Annotated in this window: 20 protein-coding genes; 3 read left to right on the top strand and 17 right to left on the bottom strand. The window is 39.9% G+C overall.

Annotated features, from left to right (window positions below; all coding sequences use genetic code 11):
* Positions 1–88 precede the first annotated feature (88 nt).
* The 5 genes from galT to DW904_RS02925 form a co-directional block, all read right to left on the bottom strand.
* Positions 89–1,579: a UDP-glucose--hexose-1-phosphate uridylyltransferase gene (gene galT, locus DW904_RS02905; protein ID WP_118577991.1), complete on the bottom strand. Its 1,491-nt coding sequence runs from the start codon at positions 1,577–1,579 to the stop codon at positions 89–91.
* A gap of 148 nt (positions 1,580–1,727) precedes the next feature.
* Positions 1,728–4,178: a hypothetical protein gene (locus DW904_RS02910; RefSeq protein WP_118577992.1), complete on the bottom strand. Its 2,451-nt coding sequence runs from the start codon at positions 4,176–4,178 to the stop codon at positions 1,728–1,730.
* Positions 4,179–4,189: 11 nt separating this feature from the next.
* The gene (locus DW904_RS02915) at positions 4,190–5,389 is read right to left on the bottom strand and encodes a methyltransferase (protein ID WP_118577993.1); all 1,200 of its coding nucleotides are present in this window, start codon (positions 5,387–5,389) and stop codon (positions 4,190–4,192) included.
* An 87-nt stretch (positions 5,390–5,476) separates the two neighbouring features.
* Positions 5,477–5,851 carry a hypothetical protein gene (locus DW904_RS02920; protein ID WP_118577994.1) on the bottom strand — a complete coding sequence of 125 codons (375 nt, stop codon included), beginning with the start codon at positions 5,849–5,851 and terminating at the stop codon, positions 5,477–5,479.
* 77 nt (positions 5,852–5,928) lie between these two features.
* On the bottom strand, positions 5,929–6,627 hold the full coding sequence (locus DW904_RS02925; protein WP_118577995.1) for a 5'-methylthioadenosine/adenosylhomocysteine nucleosidase: 699 nt from the start codon (positions 6,625–6,627) through the stop codon (positions 5,929–5,931).
* 204 nt (positions 6,628–6,831) lie between these two features.
* On the opposite strand from DW904_RS02925, the gene DW904_RS02930 reads away from it, so the two are divergent.
* The gene (locus tag DW904_RS02930) at positions 6,832–7,074 is read left to right on the top strand and encodes a TIGR03905 family TSCPD domain-containing protein (RefSeq protein ID WP_118577996.1); all 243 of its coding nucleotides are present in this window, start codon (positions 6,832–6,834) and stop codon (positions 7,072–7,074) included.
* 50 nt (positions 7,075–7,124) lie between these two features.
* On the opposite strand, the gene DW904_RS02935 is transcribed toward DW904_RS02930, so the two are convergent.
* Both DW904_RS02935 and DW904_RS02940 read right to left on the bottom strand, forming a co-directional pair.
* Complete coding sequence (locus DW904_RS02935; RefSeq protein WP_118577997.1) at positions 7,125–8,741, bottom strand: MBL fold metallo-hydrolase; 1,617 nt, start codon at positions 8,739–8,741, stop codon at positions 7,125–7,127.
* A gap of 55 nt (positions 8,742–8,796) precedes the next feature.
* Positions 8,797–9,339: a hypothetical protein gene (locus DW904_RS02940; RefSeq protein WP_118577998.1), complete on the bottom strand. Its 543-nt coding sequence runs from the start codon at positions 9,337–9,339 to the stop codon at positions 8,797–8,799.
* Between the two features lie 120 nt (positions 9,340–9,459).
* On the opposite strand from DW904_RS02940, the gene DW904_RS02945 reads away from it, so the two are divergent.
* Positions 9,460–10,524 carry an undecaprenyldiphospho-muramoylpentapeptide beta-N-acetylglucosaminyltransferase gene (locus DW904_RS02945; protein ID WP_118577999.1) on the top strand — a complete coding sequence of 355 codons (1,065 nt, stop codon included), beginning with the start codon at positions 9,460–9,462 and terminating at the stop codon, positions 10,522–10,524.
* 48 nt (positions 10,525–10,572) lie between these two features.
* Here DW904_RS02945 and DW904_RS02950 read toward each other — a convergent pair whose 3' ends face one another.
* Both DW904_RS02950 and DW904_RS02955 read right to left on the bottom strand, forming a co-directional pair.
* Positions 10,573–11,100 carry a sigma-70 family RNA polymerase sigma factor gene (locus tag DW904_RS02950; RefSeq protein ID WP_118578000.1) on the bottom strand — a complete coding sequence of 176 codons (528 nt, stop codon included), beginning with the start codon at positions 11,098–11,100 and terminating at the stop codon, positions 10,573–10,575.
* Positions 11,101–11,117: 17 nt separating this feature from the next.
* On the bottom strand, positions 11,118–11,525 hold the full coding sequence (locus DW904_RS02955) for an HIT family protein (RefSeq protein WP_118578001.1): 408 nt from the start codon (positions 11,523–11,525) through the stop codon (positions 11,118–11,120).
* A gap of 190 nt (positions 11,526–11,715) precedes the next feature.
* Here DW904_RS02955 and DW904_RS02960 point away from each other — a divergent pair, with 190 nt between their 5' ends.
* Positions 11,716–12,405 (top strand): ATP-binding protein, encoded by a 690-nt coding sequence (locus DW904_RS02960; protein ID WP_118578002.1) that lies wholly within the window; start codon positions 11,716–11,718, stop codon positions 12,403–12,405.
* Here the strand turns inward: DW904_RS02960 and DW904_RS02965 are convergent.
* The 8 genes from DW904_RS02965 to DW904_RS03000 form a co-directional block, all read right to left on the bottom strand.
* The gene (locus DW904_RS02965; RefSeq protein ID WP_347562005.1) at positions 12,336–12,974 is read right to left on the bottom strand and encodes a rhomboid family intramembrane serine protease; all 639 of its coding nucleotides are present in this window, start codon (positions 12,972–12,974) and stop codon (positions 12,336–12,338) included. The two genes, DW904_RS02960 and DW904_RS02965, sit on opposite strands and share 70 nt — an antisense overlap.
* Before the next feature lie 130 nt (positions 12,975–13,104).
* Positions 13,105–14,559, bottom strand: coding sequence for a DUF6382 domain-containing protein (locus DW904_RS02970; RefSeq protein WP_118578003.1), 1,455 nt, complete (start codon positions 14,557–14,559; stop codon positions 13,105–13,107).
* 3 nt (positions 14,560–14,562) lie between these two features.
* On the bottom strand, positions 14,563–14,997 hold the full coding sequence (locus DW904_RS02975) for a TadE/TadG family type IV pilus assembly protein (RefSeq protein WP_226855114.1): 435 nt from the start codon (positions 14,995–14,997) through the stop codon (positions 14,563–14,565).
* Positions 14,994–15,404, bottom strand: coding sequence for a prepilin peptidase (locus DW904_RS02980; protein ID WP_187566134.1), 411 nt, complete (start codon positions 15,402–15,404; stop codon positions 14,994–14,996). The genes DW904_RS02975 and DW904_RS02980 overlap by 4 nt, the downstream gene beginning before the upstream one ends.
* Positions 15,405–15,432: 28 nt before the next feature.
* Complete coding sequence (locus tag DW904_RS02985; protein ID WP_147422285.1) at positions 15,433–16,230, bottom strand: hypothetical protein; 798 nt, start codon at positions 16,228–16,230, stop codon at positions 15,433–15,435.
* Between the two features lie 80 nt (positions 16,231–16,310).
* Entirely contained in the window at positions 16,311–17,810 is a 1,500-nt protein-coding gene (locus DW904_RS02990) for a DUF5702 domain-containing protein (protein WP_118578006.1), read from the bottom strand.
* 44 nt (positions 17,811–17,854) lie between these two features.
* Complete coding sequence (locus tag DW904_RS02995; protein ID WP_118578007.1) at positions 17,855–18,034, bottom strand: Flp1 family type IVb pilin; 180 nt, start codon at positions 18,032–18,034, stop codon at positions 17,855–17,857.
* A gap of 79 nt (positions 18,035–18,113) precedes the next feature.
* Positions 18,114–19,130 carry a type II secretion system F family protein gene (locus DW904_RS03000; protein WP_118578008.1) on the bottom strand — a complete coding sequence of 339 codons (1,017 nt, stop codon included), beginning with the start codon at positions 19,128–19,130 and terminating at the stop codon, positions 18,114–18,116.
* Positions 19,131–19,133 lie beyond the last annotated feature (3 nt).

Consider the following 19,133-nt stretch of genomic DNA (forward strand, 5'->3'; position numbering starts at 1 on the left):
ATAGTTCTTATTTCATCTTCTGTGCTGTCTTCAGTATAATCAAACGGACACATTCTTTCAACCCCAAAAGATTGTCTTTATGATTTGGTTACAAATTTTCAATAAAACGCATAAATGCAGCTCTGCCCTCTCCTGTACATTTGTAAACACCAGCATCTTCCAGCACGTGAACAAACACATTTCCAACTTCTTTATGAAGAACCTCTTCAATATTGTCTTTATCAAGATGATCGTACTTCGGAAGGAATTCTTTTACCCACTGCGCATGTTTTTCAATCTTCTCATTAGAAGCAACATCCTTGCCATCCAGAATATATTCTTCCAAAAGCTCCAGTTCTTCTTTTAGTCGCGCAGGGAGAACTGCCAAGCCCATAACCTCGATCAGACCGATATTCTCCTTCTTAATATGATGGTACTGTGCATGCGGATGATATACGCCAAGAGGATTTTCTTCTGTGGTAATATTGTTTCGCAGAGTCAGATCCAACTCATACATATCACCTTTTTTACGTGCGATCGGAGTGATCGTATTATGAGGTTCACCATCCGTTTCTGCAAAAATGAATGCAGCCTCATCTGTATAGCCTCTCCAAACCTCCAGCACATGAGTTGCCAGATCAATCAGGCGCTTCTCATCTTTATGACGGATACGAAGTACAGACAGCGGCCATTTTACAATACCAGCCTCCACATCCTCATAGCCCGGAATAGTTACATATTTCTCAATTTCAGCCTTTGCCATAGCAAACGTATAATGGCCGCCCTGGAAATGATCGTGACTGAGAATAGAACCTCCCACAATCGGTAAGTCTGCATTTGACCCCAGAAAATAATGTGGAAACAGCTTCACGAAATCAAACAGCTTGATAAATGTGTTTCTCTCGATTTTCATAGGTGTGTGCTGGAAATTAAATACAATACAATGCTCATTATAATAAACATAAGGAGAGTACTGCATTCCCCACGGACTGTCATTGATTGTGATCGGAATGATTCTGTGATTCTCTCTTGCAGGATGATTTGCGCGGCCTGCATATCCCTCATTTTCCGGACAAAGCAGACATTTGGGATAGCTGCTTGATTTGATAAGCTTTGCCGCAGCAATAGCTTTCGGATCTTTCTCTGGCTTAGAAAGGTTGATTGTAATATCAATTGCTCCATAAGGAGAATCCACAGTCCATTTCTGGTCTTTCTTTACACGATAACGACGAATATAATCACTGTCCTGGCTTAATTTATAGAAATAATCTGTTGCTTCTTCCGGAGATTTCTCATATTTTTCCCAGAAAGACTTCTGTACCTGAGCCGGGCGGGGCATAAGACAGTTCATTAATCTTGTATCAAACAGATCTCTGTAAACCACACTGTCCTGAATCAGACCACGTTCTACAGCTTCGTCTAACAGTTCTTTCAGAACTTCTTCCAGATTAATATCAGAATATTCCTCTGCCGGTTCTGTGTATTCATCTTCTTTAAAAACATCAAGAAGAAGATTTGTTGTATAGTTTTTCTCACAGGCAGGAGTCAGCCCTGTCTCAATTCCATACTGTACCAGTTTTTTAATACTTTCGCTTAGCATTTTTCTGTCCTTTCCTGTTGCTTTATTTTAACAGTCTGTCCTCCACCACAGACAGACTGTTAACCACCACTTTGCTGCATCTTTCACATCTAGCATTTTTTGCATACATGTTCAATATCGGACTGTACCGGCTTTCCCAACAGCCACTTTAAAGCTTCAGTTTCTCAACATAACTTATAAAAATATTGCCGGCCTTTTCAAACAGCTCCGTACTGTCATTCATACCGTAAGGATAAGTTTCCCCTTTCTGCGGATCGTACAGATATGTGTTATATTCATCATATCCAATGATCACAACACTGGTATTATCCCCGGTCTTGGCAATTACCGGACGCTGGGCGCTGACCTCATATAAGACACTGTCTAATGTACAACCAGACAAATCAATGATAGTACCCTCATCCCCAAGAGCCTCCTGCAGTGCTGTAACATCCAGGGATGCACTCTTCATTGCTTCCGGCACATCCTCCAGATTAAGAGTCAGCTTTGTCTTCTTATTTCCACGCTCCCATACATACTGCTGAGCACGATTCAGCACAACACCAGTCTGATCATCTGCTCTTTGAAGCGCAAGTGCAGGATCTGTGAATGTACTGTCCAATCCTCCTTTTGCATAAACATAGTAAATATCTTCCTCAGGAATCTGCGTATCCAGAATAATACGGTCATCACCTATATTTTTCATTTTTGCATAAACAACTAACGGTTCCTGAATTTCAGGCGTTTCAGTGAGAGCCAGTCGTATCTGAGTTCCGGTTCTGGAATTTGTCACAAGTTCCACGGATACAGTATTGGTCGAGGCTTTGGAATTATTCAGAATATTATCCTTGCTTACTGCTTTGTATCCTTTTTTTGTCTTCTTGGACAACTGAAATTCCATCATAGTGTTTCCCATGGTAATATCAGTTACATACAATCCATCCTGATGATATTCTTTTTTCAAAGTTCCATCAAATCCTTCAATACGGACCGTATGAATCCCCGTAGTCTCATGACCATTATCGTCTGCGATCACATCTCCATCAACTACGATTCCATAAACAAGATCTTCATTCATAAATCCATTCAGCACTAAAGACTGTCCTGAAGATGGTGCAAGACTCCTGGTTTCTAATGTTTCAAAATCTATTTCTTTTATATTTCCGGCGCTTTCACCTTCCTGAATGATCCATGCAGCATGTGCACCTGTATCCGAAACAGCAAAGTCATCTATTTTAATTCCTTCCTCAAGAACCTCACTGGTACCATCTGAAATGTTTATCTTATAAAGCTTATTTGCAAATAAAAGATAAAGAGCATTTTCTGTACTGACATAGGATAATGTTCCAAGATCCTCTTTCAGGAATTCGTAGGATTCTGTAGACGGAATAAATACTTTTTCTTCCACCACATTCTGATCATTGCTGTAATGATATACACAAACACCACAGTATCCTTCCCGAACGCCTCTGTTCATATATCCATAAAGAACAAAGTCCACATCTCCGTTATCTTCCACACGGATGATCTTTATATTATGCTGGTATCTGGAATCCCTGAAATCTCCATCCGTTTCTTTGCGAAAACTGAAAATTCTGGAAAATTTTCCATCATCAGGAGAATAAGACCATAAATCCCCTTCCTGAACGAAAGCAAGAACTCCTGCGTTTTCATTCATCATATATTCCACATTTTTGTCTCTGACTCCAAGTAAAAGCCCCTTGTCGGAAATGCTGATGGAGCTTTCCTCAAATACCTGTGATGCACTTCGTTTAAAATCCAGAAGCATGATTCTGGTTTCAGTATAACGCATCCGGTAAAATTCTGTCACATCATAGATTTCCTGGTTTCCATTTTCATCCAGTGCCGCAATCTGATATTCAACAGAAAGACTGGCTGTGGTTTCATTAATATCCTTCACTACAGGAATTCCCTTTCTGTAAATCTGAGGGTTCAGATTGCCCCAGCTGATCTGGGCAAATGTAGAATTGATATTAATGTCTGTATAGTTGGTAGACGTACTGGATGTGTCTGATTCCAGGTAAGCAGTCAGATCCTCGGCGGACGCTTTATCCAGACATTTTTCATAAAAGCTCGCAACAAACTTCACGTACTGAGCAGCATTCACATTGGATCTGGAAACTACTCTTGTATAGTAATAAGCTGTTCCCTTATTTGTCTCAAGAGATAATTGCAAAGAATACTCCTGATTCATCAAAAGATCACTGCTCAGCTTAATTGTTGTTGTCAGATAGCTGTCCTGTTTATCCAGACTTTTAATCTTACGGTTTTCCAGTACCTTACTGCCATCTGAAGTACGTATCTCATAGGAAAGGCTTTTCACCTTTGTATCATAGGCATTTATGACAAAGGACAGTTCCTTGGATGTATCAATAGGCGTCACACTGTCCCTGGTAAAATCAGACTGCATAGGCTGTGCATAACCATACATCCTGTTTGCATAATTTCCATCAAAATCAACCATTACCTCCGGAAAAACCGGATCATTCATATCAGAGCGGTCATCCGTAGTCTCACTATTCAGCAGGAACGAACTTCCTGCCACGCCGAGAACAAAAACAAACAGGAGAATCACTGCTCTGCGTAAAAATTTAATCATTCTTTCTCCTCTTAACTCTCTGATTGTACCTCCCCTTCACGGTACAGAAGTCTTTCCAGTGTAGGATTTATATGCAGTTCCTTCATAAGCTGCACTGTACTCTTCATATCTTTTGGTTTGCCTGTCTTTACAGCACGGATCAGCAAATTCTTGGGTGTATGCTCCATATCAATAAATTCCAGAATCTGAGTTTCGTATCCCATACTTTCCAGCAGATTGGCTCGAATTCCATCTGTCATCAAAGCAGCCATTCTCTCCTTAAGAATGCCATATTTCAGTACAGGCTCCAACACTTCATTTTTTATCTGTCTATTTACCTCATGCTGACAGCAGGGTACAGACAAAATAACTTTCGCTCCCCATTCCACAGCCTTCGCAAGAGCATAATCTGTAGCTGTGTCACAGGCATGCAAGGTTACTACCATATCAACAGAAGAAACACCTTCATAATCAGCAATATCTCCCTGATAAAAATGCAGTTTTTCATATCCATACTTTACTGCAAGATGATTACATTTTTCTATTACATCTGTTTTCAGATCCAGACCAATAATATTTACATCATAACCTTTCAGTTCTCTCAGATAGTAATACATGGCAAATGTAAGATAGGACTTTCCGCATCCAAAATCAAGAATGGTCACTTCCCGCTGTTGATCCAGTCTTGGAAGAATGTCCTGAATAAATTCCAGAAATCGATTGATCTGTCGGAACTTATCGTATTTTTGGGTAATAATCCTGCCTTCCTTATTCATAACACCAAGATCAACAAGAAAGGGGACTGGAATATTTTCCTTAAGTATGTACTGCTTTACACGATTGTGGGCCAATATCTGCGTGCCCTTGCTGAAAGTCTTGTCCTTTCCGAAAGCCAGACCTTTTCCATTTTCGGGATGACGTCTGGTCTTTATGGTCATCTTTCCTTTTTTGCTTACCAGAATAGTTCCATCCAGCGCCATCCCACTTGCCTGAAGCTGAGAAAAATCATGCTGCAGCCCCGCTTTTAAATATGAGATCAGTTCCTCTCTGGAATAATTTTTATGGAGCACCTTCGTCCCTACAGTTTCAGAAGCCTGATAAACCACCTTCCCCCGGATTTCTACCGGGCGTATTTTTACTTTGGATGGTCCGTTCCCTCTGCTGCCGCTTAGGATAGCTTGACACAGCTGTTCATTTATCTGTTCCTCTAAATATTCATCTATTGTTTTCATTTTTATTATAATTATTTTCTTTTATATTCTGTAATCGTTACTGTTCACTCCGCTCACAGCAACCTCTAATTGTCATTTTGATGCGTCTTATCTGTAAAAATCTCCCCTGCATCTTCTTCGTCGGCATCTTCTTCGTGATATTTCATGAAAAAGAAGCACTTCTACCAGATCACCAAGAAGTCCATCAGACATTGCTTCCATATCAGCCTCTGATCTTACTTCATCCACGATCTTCCTTCCAAGGTGATACAACATAAACCTGTCAGGATATTCATCGTAAAGCCGGCTGCCTTCATAATCCTGAAGATCACATTCTTCTTCCACTTTTTCCTGTATCTTTCTGGCAGTGTCCGGATAGTAGGATTTCATCAGAAAAAATTCCTCTTCTTGTTCCTTTTCTCCCCGGTAGAGCAAGGGATTTGCATAGCTTGTGTAAAATGGATAAAAATCTTTATATATCATATCAGCAATTTCGATTCCTTTTCCATTTCACTCTCATTATATGCAAGCTTCCGTTTTTCGGTCAATTGCACCATTTTTCAAATACGCGCCAGCATATTTAAAGTAAGCCTCACACTATGGTCAACAGCTGCTTTCTCAAATTCGCTGTAATCCATCTGCGCACTTCCATCAGCCTTATCAGAAATAGCACGGACAACCAGAAACGGAATTTCATTTAAGTATGCTGCCTGTCCAATGGCTGCACCTTCCATTTCAGTCGCATATGCTGAAAACTCTGATACAATTCGATTCTTAACATCCTGATCGCAGACAAACTGGTCTCCAGAAGCAATTCTTCCTTCAAATACCTGAATATCCGGATTTACTTCCTTACATACTTCTGCAGCAAGTCTGCGGAGATTATCATCTGCATTAAAGAAAAATACAGGCATTTGCGGAATCTGTCCCTTGCGGTATCCAAATCCGGTAGCATCCATATCATGCTGTACAACATCTGTGGAAAGAACAATATCACCAATATTAATATTTTTATTTAAGCTTCCTGCAATTCCTGTATTAATGATCGCATCTACTGAAAATACATCTGCCAGAATCTGAGCACAGATACCAGCATTTACCTTGCCAATTCCGGAACGCACTACAACAACCTTTTTTCCAGCAAGTATTCCCTCATAAAAATCCATGGAAGCTTTTTTTATAATTCGTACATCTTCCATTTTTTCTTTTAAAATCGCAACTTCAACTTCCATTGCGCCAATAATACCAATTGTTTTCATTTAGCATTCTCCTCTGTTTTTGAAAGTTAACTGCTTCTTCATCTGACATTATACCAAAACTTCTTGCTATATCCAACTTAAATTTGGCATGGAAACTTATAATATCTTCTGCTATAATGAGAGAAGGTGCAAAGCTATTGCTGTTCATAACCTGACCAGCGTTCCTGAGCTCCTGATTTTACATAACGATTGGAGGAAAAAACAATGGAATATAAAACAAAAGGTGTTTGTTCTATGGCAATTCAATATGATATTGATGATGAACAGAAAGTTCACAATGTGAAATTTATTGGTGGATGTTCTGGAAATACACAGGGAGTTGCCAAACTTGTAGAAGGTATGCCGGCGAAAGAAGTAATTGCACGCCTGGAGGGAATCCAGTGTGGACGCAGACCTACTTCATGCCCTGACCAGCTTGCCACTGCTTTAAAAGAAGCGATTTCATAATTACTTCCCCGGGATTTTTGTCCCGGGGATTTCTTTTCAGACTGTAACACTTACCCATCAGTTCTGTCCCATTTATCACATAAAGATTGGACATCCCTTGAAAACTTCTCCAGATCTTTGTTTGCACAGCCCTCGTTTTTGCGTATGACGGAAAGCAGTCTGTATCCAAGCGCAAGCAGCTTTTCGTATACCTTTGCAGCCTTAGATGCTTTTTGTAACGCAGCAGGCTTCTGTATCTTAACGCCCTCTGCCTCGTACAGAAATTCGCCTTCAGCCAGATCAAATTCTGTTCCACTGAATGGCGCATATGCATCATAGTTCATCTCATCACGCAGTCTTGCAGCAAACAGTTCTGTCACAGTATCCTCGCCATGAGTAACAAACACTTTCTGAGGCTTTACTTCAAATGCTTTTATCCAGTCAACCAGACCATTTACATCTGCATGGCCACTGATTCCCGGCATACGGCAGATTTTTGCTGCAACGTGCACCGGTTCACCAAAGAGTTTTATTTCCTGAGTTCCTTCCAAAAGGGCGCGTCCCGGAGTTCCAACAGCCTGATAGCCCACAAAAAGAATGGTGCTGTCCTCCCGCCACAGATTATGTTTCAGGTGATGTTTAATTCTTCCTGCATCACACATTCCACTGGCAGAAATAATCACCTTACAGTCATCATCGAAATTGATTGCTTTTGAGTCTTCACTTGTTACGGATATCTTCAAACCAGGAAAGCTAAGAGGATTGATTCCTTTTCGAATAAGTTCCAGAGCCTCGTCATCAAAACAATCATATTTATGAATACCGAAAATATTTGTTGCTTCATTTGCAAGAGGGCTATCTACAAACACTTTAAAATTATCATGCCCGTGAATAAGGCCTTCTGCTTTTATCTGTCTGATAAAATACAGCATCTCCTGCGTTCTTCCCACTGCAAAAGAGGGAATTACCACATTACCGCCCCGGTCAAAGGTCTCCTGAATGACATCTGCCAGAAGGCGCACATAATCTGGTCTCTCTCCGTGGCTCCGGTCTCCGTATGTAGATTCCATTACCACGTAGTCTGCTTTTCTAAAATAGGCAGGGTCTTTTATAAGCGGCTGATTTTTGTTTCCTATATCTCCCGAAAATACAATTGTTTTTTCAACTCCAGCTTCACAGATATTCACCTCAATACTGCTTGATCCAAGAAGGTGACCTGCATCAATAAACTTTACTCTCAGCCCCTCGCCAAGAATTATTCCAGTCTCATATGGACAGCCTACAAAATTACGAATAACCCCTAATGCATCCTCCATGGTATAAGCTGGAACAAATTCAGGCTTCCCCTGACGTTTTGCCTTGCGGTTACGCCATTCTGCCTCAAACATCTGGATATGGGCACTGTCACGGAGCATAATATCGCAAAGATTACAGGTTGCCTCTGTGGCATATACAGGTCCTTTAAAGCCTTTTGCGTAAATAGCAGGAAGATTTCCGGAATGGTCCATGTGTGCATGTGTTAAAAGCACAAAATCTAATTCTCCCGGAGGCACAGGAATATCTTTATTTTCATAATAATCAGGTCCCTGTTCCATTCCACAGTCTACAAGAAACTTTTTTCCTGCTGCTTCCAGGTAATAGCAGCTCCCGGTAACTTCATGTGTTGCTCCAATAAAAGTGATCTTCATACAGATTCCCCCTTTTACCCGAACTCTTACTTATATTATATATATTTTTCTGTTTTTATGGCATAACATCTTCACTATTTATAATATGCTGAACAGAGCTGACAAATTTCGCTGAATCAGCCTGGCTTGCCATACTTCCGGCAAGAATACCGATTGCAGCAAGAACTGCAATCCCTGCTGCCTTTCCATATTTGTACCAGGGTTTATTTTCTTCTTTTTCAAACTGACGTAGCTTATCAGAAAATCCTGCAATAAAATCAATTTTCTCAGCTGAACTTTCTGTTGATTGAGCATCTTTTAGATTTTCCTCTTTGGACGCCTCGTTCCGGAATCCTGGAAACTTCACTATTTCAGCAGTCTTTGTATCATTATTCATAGCTTTTGCAGAATTGGCCTCATTTATTTTATCTTCATCCAGTTTGCCTTCTGCTTTCATTTTCTTTAAAAACTGCTGATACGCCTCATCCAGTTCCTCATCCGAAATCTCAAAATCATTTGCAGCATTTCCAAGAAGACTTTCTTCTATCATTTTTGCTTCTTTGATCATTTCAGCTTCTAACAGACTGTCGGTTTTCTCTCCTATCTTTTTTTTGTTCATTTTTTTCTCCCAGATTTTTTTCTTTTCTTGACAATTCCCTTTTAGGGGTTCATATTTATTAAATAGGTCGCTATTCACAAAGTGAACTGTAACTATTAAACACTTATTCAGGAGGATCCTATGAAGCATATTATCCTTACCGGCGGTGGTACTGCCGGACACGTTACCCCGAATATTGCTCTGATTCCCGCTTTACAGGAAAAAGGTTATAAAATTTCTTACATCGGCTCCTACAATGGTATTGAAAAACAGCTTATTGAGGAGCTTGGTATTCCTTACTATGGAATTGCTTCCGGTAAATTAAGACGATATTTTGATTTGAAAAACTTTTCAGATCCATTTCGCGTTATAAAAGGCTATTTTCAGGCTAAAAGTCTTATGAAAAAATTAAAACCTGATGTAGTATTTTCCAAAGGCGGCTTCGTAACAGTACCAGTGGTAATTGCCGCAGGCAAGCGCCACATTCCGGCAATCATCCATGAATCTGATATGACTCCGGGTCTTGCTAATAAGCTTTGCCTTTCTTCCGCCGCAAAAGTCTGCTGTAACTTTCCAGAAACTGTAAATAATCTTCCAAAAGATAAGGCAGTTCTTACAGGTACTCCTATTCGTCAAGAGCTTCTCCATGGTAATAAAGAACACGCTCGCGCATATTGTGGTTTTACTTCAGATAAACCAGTTCTTTTGGTAATTGGCGGCAGTCTGGGTGCTGCTTCTGTAAACGAAAATGTACGAAAAATTCTTCCTGAACTGCTGAAAGAATTCCAGGTTATTCATATTTGTGGCAAGGGAAAAACGGATGAAAGTATCCAGCTGACAGGTTATGTCCAATATGAATATGTTCAGGAACAGCTTCCTGACATGTTTGCATTGGCAGATGTAGTAATCTCCCGTGCAGGAGCTAATGCTATCTGTGAACTTGCCGCACTTTCAAAGCCAAATCTCTTAATTCCATTGTCCGCAAAGGCAAGCCGCGGTGATCAGATTCTCAATGCCCGCTCCTTCGAGCGCCAGGGTTACAGTATGGTACTGGAGGAGGAAGAGATTACAGAAGCGTCTCTCTTAGAGGCAATCCGTAAACTCTATCAGGAACGTAATAAATATATTGCGGCTATGTCGGCTGGCAAAAACTTAAATTCTATTCAGCATATTGTGAATCTCATTGAAGAATGTATTCATTCCTGATTTTACACTGCATACCTCTGTTATTTAACAGAGGTATGCTTTTTAATTTTACTCTTTTTCCAGTCTTAAGATTTCTGCTAAAAGCCATTTTCTGGCTCTAAGTACTCTGTTATTTACATTGTTTCTTGTATAGCCAAATTCGCGCGCTACTTCTTCAGTAGATACACCTTCCATTACAACTCGCATAAAAATCATATAGTTAATTAAATTTTTCCGTCGCAGGCCTTCAAATGCCATTGATAAATATTTCTGTTTTTCCAGCCCCAGTAATGCCGCTTCTGCGCTTTCTGTAGTACGATACTGCAATTCAGCCACATCATTGTCAAACATTACTTCCCGCTTTACATATGATTTTCTCAGGTAGTCCCTTCCTTTATTGGTTGTTTTCCATACCACCAATGCGTGAAGCTTTTCTTCGCTGGAAGCATCCAGTCTCTCTTTTATTTCGTAAAAGTATGAAAATACCTCCTGTGTAACATCCTCGGCTGTAAAACGGCTTTGTACAATTCCATTTGCGATTTTAACAGAGACTTTATAATACCGTCTGTAAAATGTGTTAAATTCTTCGCTATTCATCTTGTGTACCCCGTTTTCTAGCAGCTTTTCAATTTCTCCAGGATTTCATTTTTCACCTCATCCGTTAAAGTTCCAGGTTTCCAGGTAATTCCCACCTGATCTCCTTCATATCTCGGAATCAGATGCATATGAAAATGAAAAACAGTCTGTCCTGCCGGTTCGCCATTATTTTGTACAATGTTAAAACCATCGCACTTTAACGCCTCGGTCATTTTTGTGGCCATTTTCTTTGCCAGAATCATTGCTTTCGCAGCCATATCATCTGATATCTCATAGATATTAGCCGCATGCGCTTTCGGCAAGATCAAGGCATGTCCTTTACTTGCAGGACCCAGATCCAGAATTACTCTGAAGTCTTCATCTTCATACAATGTTGCTGATGGAATCTCTCCGTTTGCAATTTTGCAAAAAATACAATCACTCATAGTCTTATCCTCCCAAATAGAATATATAAATTATACGTCTAATAATAGCGAAAATCACATTTTTTCCAAAATTTTTTAAAAAATTTTTGGAACAGTATTTTTTATCTCTGTCGAATAATCTCGATTTTTTAAGTACGATTTTGTTTGTCATTTGTCCACTTCAATGATACACTTCACTTGAGGTGAGCTTATGAAAAATAATTTAATCTTAAACAAAAAACAGGATGAATTTCATCTGATACTATCACGATTTTCCCATGAGATACGCAATCCCATAGCACTTATTAACAGTGAGATTCAGATGATTGAAGACACACATCCTGAAGTTGTCTCATTTGATTACTGGAATGATATTACAGCTAATCTGGAGTATACAAAAGAATTGTTAAATAATCTTTCAGATTACAACAATGCCCATAAACTTGAGCGAAAAAAAACTGCTTTTACTGCCTATCTTAAGGAAATTATTTCCAGCATCCAGCCCACTTACCAGTACCTGGGCATTGCTTTAAAAACTGATATTTCGCCTTCACTGCCTGCCCTCTTTATTGATCCCATTAAATTAAAGCAGGCTTTACTGAATCTGCTCAGAAATGCAGCAGAAGCAATTTCCAGTGCTGATGGAAAAGTAAAATTATGTGCTTTTTCCAGTGACCAAAGGGTACATATTGTCATAACTGACAATGGATGCGGCATACCGGAATCACAGCTGAATGAAATTTTTACTCCATTTGTAACATTCAAAGAGGGTGGAACCGGACTGGGGCTGGCAATCACCAGAGAGATCATCCAGGCTCACAGCGGAAACATTTATGCAGAAATTGAATCCGATGGGGAAACATCCTTCCACATTGTTCTGCCAGAAAAATTTCCCGGATGATAAAGAACTGCCGCCAGGATAAATCCACAAACCATGCCGCCAACATGGGCTGCATTATCTACACCAGTACTTGTAAAACCGAAATACAATGAGAATCCGGCCATGATCATCATCTGTCGTACGGAAATATACTGAATTCTTCCATGATTTCGAATAACTACATAGAGCATTGCTCCCATTACTGCAAAAACGGCACCAGAGGCACCAGCTGACACTGCATAATCCGCTGATTTCATTTCCATAATAAAAGAAAAAATATTTCCACCAAGACCGCCAAGAAGGTAAATTAAAATAAATTTAATCTTCCCTACAACCGGTTCCAGGCGCTGTCCCAGTACAAAAAGGACAAGCATATTATTGGCAATATGATAAATTCCAAAATGCAGAAACATACAGGTAAATAACCTGTATATCTCTCCATTTTCAAGAATCAGCGGTGGATAGGCGGCTCCACATTCAATCATGTGAGCAGTATTTTCTGATCCGCCGGTAAAATCAACAACAAGAAATATCAATATATTCAGAAGTATAAAAAGAACCGTTATTGGTTCTTTTTTTATTTCTTCCACGCCATCACCTCGATATTTTCAGTCTACTTTCAATACTGTTTTCGTTACTTTCTGATAATAGAATAAGTATAGCACAATTTCTCTGATACCTCAACAGATCAGACCCGGTAAATTTTTAAAATCTGTTATTTTATTTCAGAAACACATACCTGGCCTGCGCAAAGTCTATCTGATCCTGATCCTGAAGGCAATATTCCTCATCCCCTTTTAAAATTTTGCCATTTACAGATGTTCCATTGCGTGAATTCAAATCCGTAAGATAATATTCTCCCTCCCGTTTCCGTATCTTCGCGTGTATCCGGCTTACTGTAGGAAGTTCGATCACCGCATCCGCTGCATTCTCCATTTTTCCAATTACCGTAAGTTCATTCTGAAGATAAATCGTAGCAAGTTCACCAGGTTCACGGCTTACAAGAGTTGCCGGTCCAGTAACAATATTCGCAGATAAAACCACTGTTTCGCCGCAATTTTTTTGTGATATTGATATTTTTTCTTTTTGGTGCAATACTTCTGCTGTATTTTGCATTGAAGTCGTGTTTCTTTCAATGCTATCTTTAAAGTTCACCTTATCTTTTCCTGAGTCTTCACTCACTTTTTTATTTTCTCTTTTATTCTGTATTTCCAGATGTCCCTTTTTCTCATGTCTGATGCAATTCTTATTCTTTATAACGGACACACCCCAGGTACACAACATTCCAATTACCATAATCCCAGCTGCCACTCCCAGAATAACCTGCATAGATACCCTCGGCAGATACCCCAGTGTTTCTGCGGCCACAACCACCAGTGCAAAAAATCCAGCTGCTACACACCAAATCAAAAATCCTTTAGACGTACCCCCAACATCTTTTTTCTTTTTTTCAGATAATTCTTCCTCCCAAAGCAACTCTTCCAGATGTTCTTCCTGAGGCTTTTCCTCTTTTGACTCCCCATAATTTTCAAACAGATCAATTTTCTCACTGCCATCTGAATTACACCTTTTCTCTGTCATAGTGCCTGATTCCTGCAAAATTGAGGAACCAACTGTTTTTTCTATTTCCTCTCTATCCTGATAAAGTTCCTTTTTTATATATTCCAAATGAAAACTGTCTTCCAAAGCTCTTCTGTATATTCCATACCCAAGCATTACAGCCTTTGAGTCTTCATGATCCAGAATCGGAAGAATATACTCTGTCAGTTCCTGAAATTTCTGTCTCACATCTTCATCATATCCAGGAAGATAACAAAAATAGATCTGTCTCTTTTCCACATCTACATACATATACTCTGGCTTCAATACTAACCTGCATGGATTCAGCAAATATTCTGACATATCTTCCATCACCTGCACAAATCCCCCCAGGATCATCTGAAGATCTTCGTAACCCATTTTCTTTTCTTCATAAAGAGAAAGCAAAGACTGTTTGGAGGTAATGTCATAACACACCATAAACTGTCCATCAACTCCCTGCACTCTGCATTTTAGAATAGATGGAATCGAATTGCCAACCAGCATTCTCATCTGATAAGAAGAAGTATCTGGTTCTTCATTTTCATACAGCACAAGATAATTTCCATTTATATCTCTTTTATATTCTGATTTCATTTTTTACCCCTTCAGCTTATTTGACACTTCAAAAAGTCCCTTTACTTTTCGGATCCAGGTTACCGGTTTTATTACTTTTACACTTCCCTTTACCTGCAAATGACTGTTAAATCCTCCATATACGGAAAACATATCAAGATCATACGTTACCTGCACTTTTTTTCCTTCGCTGACCTGAAGTTTCAGGTTTTTGCTTTCATAAAATCCGGTGTTCCCAAGTTCTTTTCCTTTTTTTAATGCTTTATCACGACTTTTCCCTTCTGGCCGTGCCGTTTCCATACTGCCGTCAAGAGCTGCTTCGTAAGCCGCGGCTGTGAGCCAGACCTTATTATGTACGTAAAAAAACAAATACAAAGTTATCATCACAACCAGCAAAAGCAACGGCATTAAAAGTGCTGCTTCTATTGTCATGCTTCCCTTTTTTATTCTCTTTTTCAATAAATTAAACCTCCAATATATCCCAACATAAGGAATGGAACGAAAGGCATCTCAGTCTTTTTCCCTTTGCCTGACAGAAATAACACCACAATTCCCCAAAAACAGCAGCAAAAAAGTCCCAATAAAAATGCTGACAAAAGTTCCTCAAAAGGCAGTACTGTCCCAAGCGACAGAAATAAAAGACCATCTCCCATCCCGACAGCGCCTTTCGAGATGATACTGAGCCCGATCACAGCGGCCCCCATACAGACATTCCATACCAGATTCACACTCACAGTTCCAAGAAAACATGCTCTTACCATTCCCACAATTCCAAATACACCAATTGACAAAAGTGAAACTTCTCTTGTGTGTATATCTTTCCAACTGTTAATTCCAAGAAATGCAAGAATACAAATTCGTTCCATTATTTTATTCCCCTTCCATTTCTTCTTGTTAACCACATCGTTTACATGCATGCAGATTACCAGCTTCCGACTCTTTTACCAGACGTACGGACCTTTTTAAGCCGCTGCAATTTTTGTCATTATGATAACGGTTTCCAGATTTTGTGATATAAACTGTACTTCCTGGAGCTTGCCCTCTACTGCAGCTTTCACATGCATGATATTTCTCTCCATTTTCATTTCGTTTGGAAGAAACATTTCCACCCGACACTTTAGTAACCGACAAATTAAGGTGACTGCAATTCAGCTTTTTGTGATACACCGAACCTGAAACCGTTACATACACCATATTTTCCGGTTTTTTATTCTCTTCACTATTCCCATTTCCTCTGTCCGCGCCAGTCCAGGCATGAACCCTCACCTTGTTATACTGCCATTTAGCCGGAAGCGGTATCAATCCGCCAATTGGCTTGTATTTGTAAACATCAGGAAGCGTAATTTCTTCTACTCCGTCGCCTCCCACCACATACGCATACATTCCGGCTTCCTTTGCACTCTGGCACAGTTTGCTCAAGTGTTCCGTCTGAATTCTGTATACATCCATAAAATGTATCATTGTCACCATTCCAAAGAAAAAGAGTGGAAGGGCAAAGGCCGCTTCTATCGTGAGACTGGCTTTTTTTACCTGCTCTTTTATTTCTTTCCCAAAGGCGCACAAAGACACTTTTCCGAAAAGACTTCTGGCAGAAAACGGGGACTTTCTGACAGACCGGATTCCCAGAGAACTCTTCCTTCTTGTTCTGCTCCTTAGAGCCTGTATATCTTTTCTCTTTTTTCTTTTAATCAATTTTCCATCTCCTTTCCGGGAAAGCATCCTTCTGCGCCTTTCTTATATAGTAATATGGCAAAAGACAATCTATTTTCCAGCTAAATATAGTGATATTCCCGCGTTACGGTAAACACTTTTCTTTTATTTGCCTTTACATCCACAGAAGCCTCCAGTGCAGTAATGCAATGATCCAGACAAAATTCATTCCAGTCTTCCATCTCCCGAAACGAACTTTCAATCATATCCATACCCCCTTTAACTTTTTGCGCCTTTGAAGTTGTCAATAAAAATATCTGCAAATAATCCTCATAGGATAACCCGTTTACATCGTTTTGCCTGTCCGTATCCAGCTTATCTACCAATGCCGGTAGCCCCTGCAGCGACAGCTGCCAGTTAGAGGCATTCTTAGTTAAAGGCACTTTTCCGCCGGCAAATAGCTCTCTTACATCCAGAATACTTTCAGCAAAAGCCCAGCATAGGATCAGCGCACCTTCAATCACCACAACTGCCGGTGGAATAAGAAATGCGGCTGCAATTGCCGCTGCCATGGCATGAATCTGCCCCATCATAAGCGCATCTGAAACCAGATATGCAACATTAAGTCCTTCCCGAACCATCAAAAGTTTTTTCGCTACATCTTTCAAATTTGCCTCATCACTGTTTTTCTTTCCAATAATGTACTCAATCTGATAGCTTAAGCCGCTCTTTCCTGGTTCTATATAGTTTCCCAGTTTTTCCATAAGATATTGCTGATACAAAACCTGGGAAAGCATACTTCCATCTGCTTTTACGGAATCCTCCATTGCCAATCCTGTTTCAAGTTTTCTTCCTGAAACCAATTCTTTAGTTTTTACCTTTTTGTCAGAAACTTCTTTTCCAAAAGGGAGAACCAGATCCAGAAGTCCCATTTTTCGTATTTTTCGAATTACTGGAATAGGATTTTCAACTTTTGCAGGAGGATTCTTTTCTGTCACAGACGGAAGCATTTTCCCATCTGTAAACCCATCCTGCCCATTCTGCTGTTCCTGTTTCTTTTTTTCTTCCAGCAAAGCCTGACTTTTTTGTTGTGCAGTATCCATTTCACTTTCATAATTTTCAATGGTTCCTTTACTTTCTATCTCATTGCCTTGTCGCTCCGCTTCAATTGTCTTTTTCTGCATATCTTGAATTTTGTTTAAAAGGAGCTTTGCCCCATGGCTTCCAAGAGTTTCTTTCATGTATTGGACTGCCTGCTGATAAAAGACTTCACCTTCTGAATCTGTCATCAGAAGATAACCGGAAATGCCACCCTGCTGTACTGACAATTTCTGACTATTTTGCTTCATCACAGGCTTCATATAAGATTCCAGATTATCATATATAGAGGCCAGATTCATTTCCTTTCCCCCACAGGCTCCGTCAACAGCGAACAAGTCAAAATCCTTTAAAAGGGACTTGTCATATTGTCCAAATAAAGAATACAGTCCAATATCCATCCCATTCAAAATCTGAGTTCTGGCCGCAGCCATTCTTGCTGACTCGAGTCCTGAGCTCAGCAGGGACAGAATAAGTCCAAGGGTTAAGGCCAGAAAAACAGTAATACTTCCTCTTTTTACCATGGCGCACCTCTCCTTTTCAAATCATTTTGTTAGTTGGAAATCATTTAAATAGAATTACTTTGCTTTGTGATCTTTGACAGAATATTCTTCACAAGACTGGTCAACTGGTCTTTAAAAATCATGACCAGTGCAATAAGAACTACAAGGATCAGAATAATTTCCACAACGCCTACAGCATCTTCTTCCCACAGAAATTCTCTCATCAGTCTGCGCAGTTCGCTCATATTTCTCACCTCCCTCAGCCTGAAAAATTTCCTTTGGCACTTTTCTTTTTAAATATGAAAATCGGCCTTCGGATTGGATTTATCCATAAAAGGACAGACAGGCCGGCAGCATAACAATAGCCATTACAACGCCTAGCATCAGTATCATTGGGAATAACAATTTGGTAGTTGCCGCTTCTCCTTGAACTTTTGCTTTTCTTTTCCTGTCATCCCAGGCTTCCACAGATTCTTTTTCCAGCATTTCTCCCATATGGCGGCTGCCTTTCTGAAGATTCTGGATCAATAATGTTGCAAATGTTTTATATTTTACATGTCCGCACCTTTCACCAAAGCGGCGATAGGCTTCCATTTCTGAAATTCCACTCTCCATTTCATGGCAGGCAGTAACAATCTCTTCATATGCAATACGTTTTTCATTTTTGTTTTTATAATCCGAAGCCATCTTCCTAAACGTATTTCGAACAGTCATTCCAGCCTGCACCAACAAGGTGAACTTCATGATCAGTCCCGGATAGTCCATCATCAGTTCTTCATATCTTTTCGTTCTGGCTTTCTGCTCTTCTCGCGCAATTATAACAATCATGACAAATGCTGCTGCAAGGAAAATTGCTGCCAACATGTTTCCGGTAGTATCATAAGGTATTTTCCACTCCAGTTTTCTTCCTTCCCAGTCAGATGGAAGATAATAATACTCAGAGTCTTCCAGTTCGCTGTTATAATTTGCTACAAATTCCAAAAGCTTCTGTTCTTCGTCTTCCTCTTTCGTCAACACTTCCGGCTGCCCGGTATCTTCCTTTTCCAGTTCTTTTTCCGGGATCTGTACATAGACACTGCCTGTTTCTTCTCCTTCCACGGATACCATAAATTTTTCTTCATAAGCATTTTCCTCCTTTTTCAACTCATAACCGTCTTCAAATACCTGTCCGCCACCTTTTGTCCAAGTCAGCAGTCCTCCTGTTATATTTCCTGCCAGAGCAACCACAAGAAACATCTTTCTGCCTTTTACCGTACCAATGTTTTCTACATGGATCCAACCTAAAGTACTGCATACGGTCAAAAGCAATAATATAACAAAAATGACAATATGGAGCCACATCCA

The organism is Ruminococcus sp. AM42-11 (genome assembly GCF_003480145.1).
GTDB classification, from domain to species: domain Bacteria; phylum Bacillota; class Clostridia; order Lachnospirales; family Lachnospiraceae; genus Blautia_A; species Blautia_A faecis.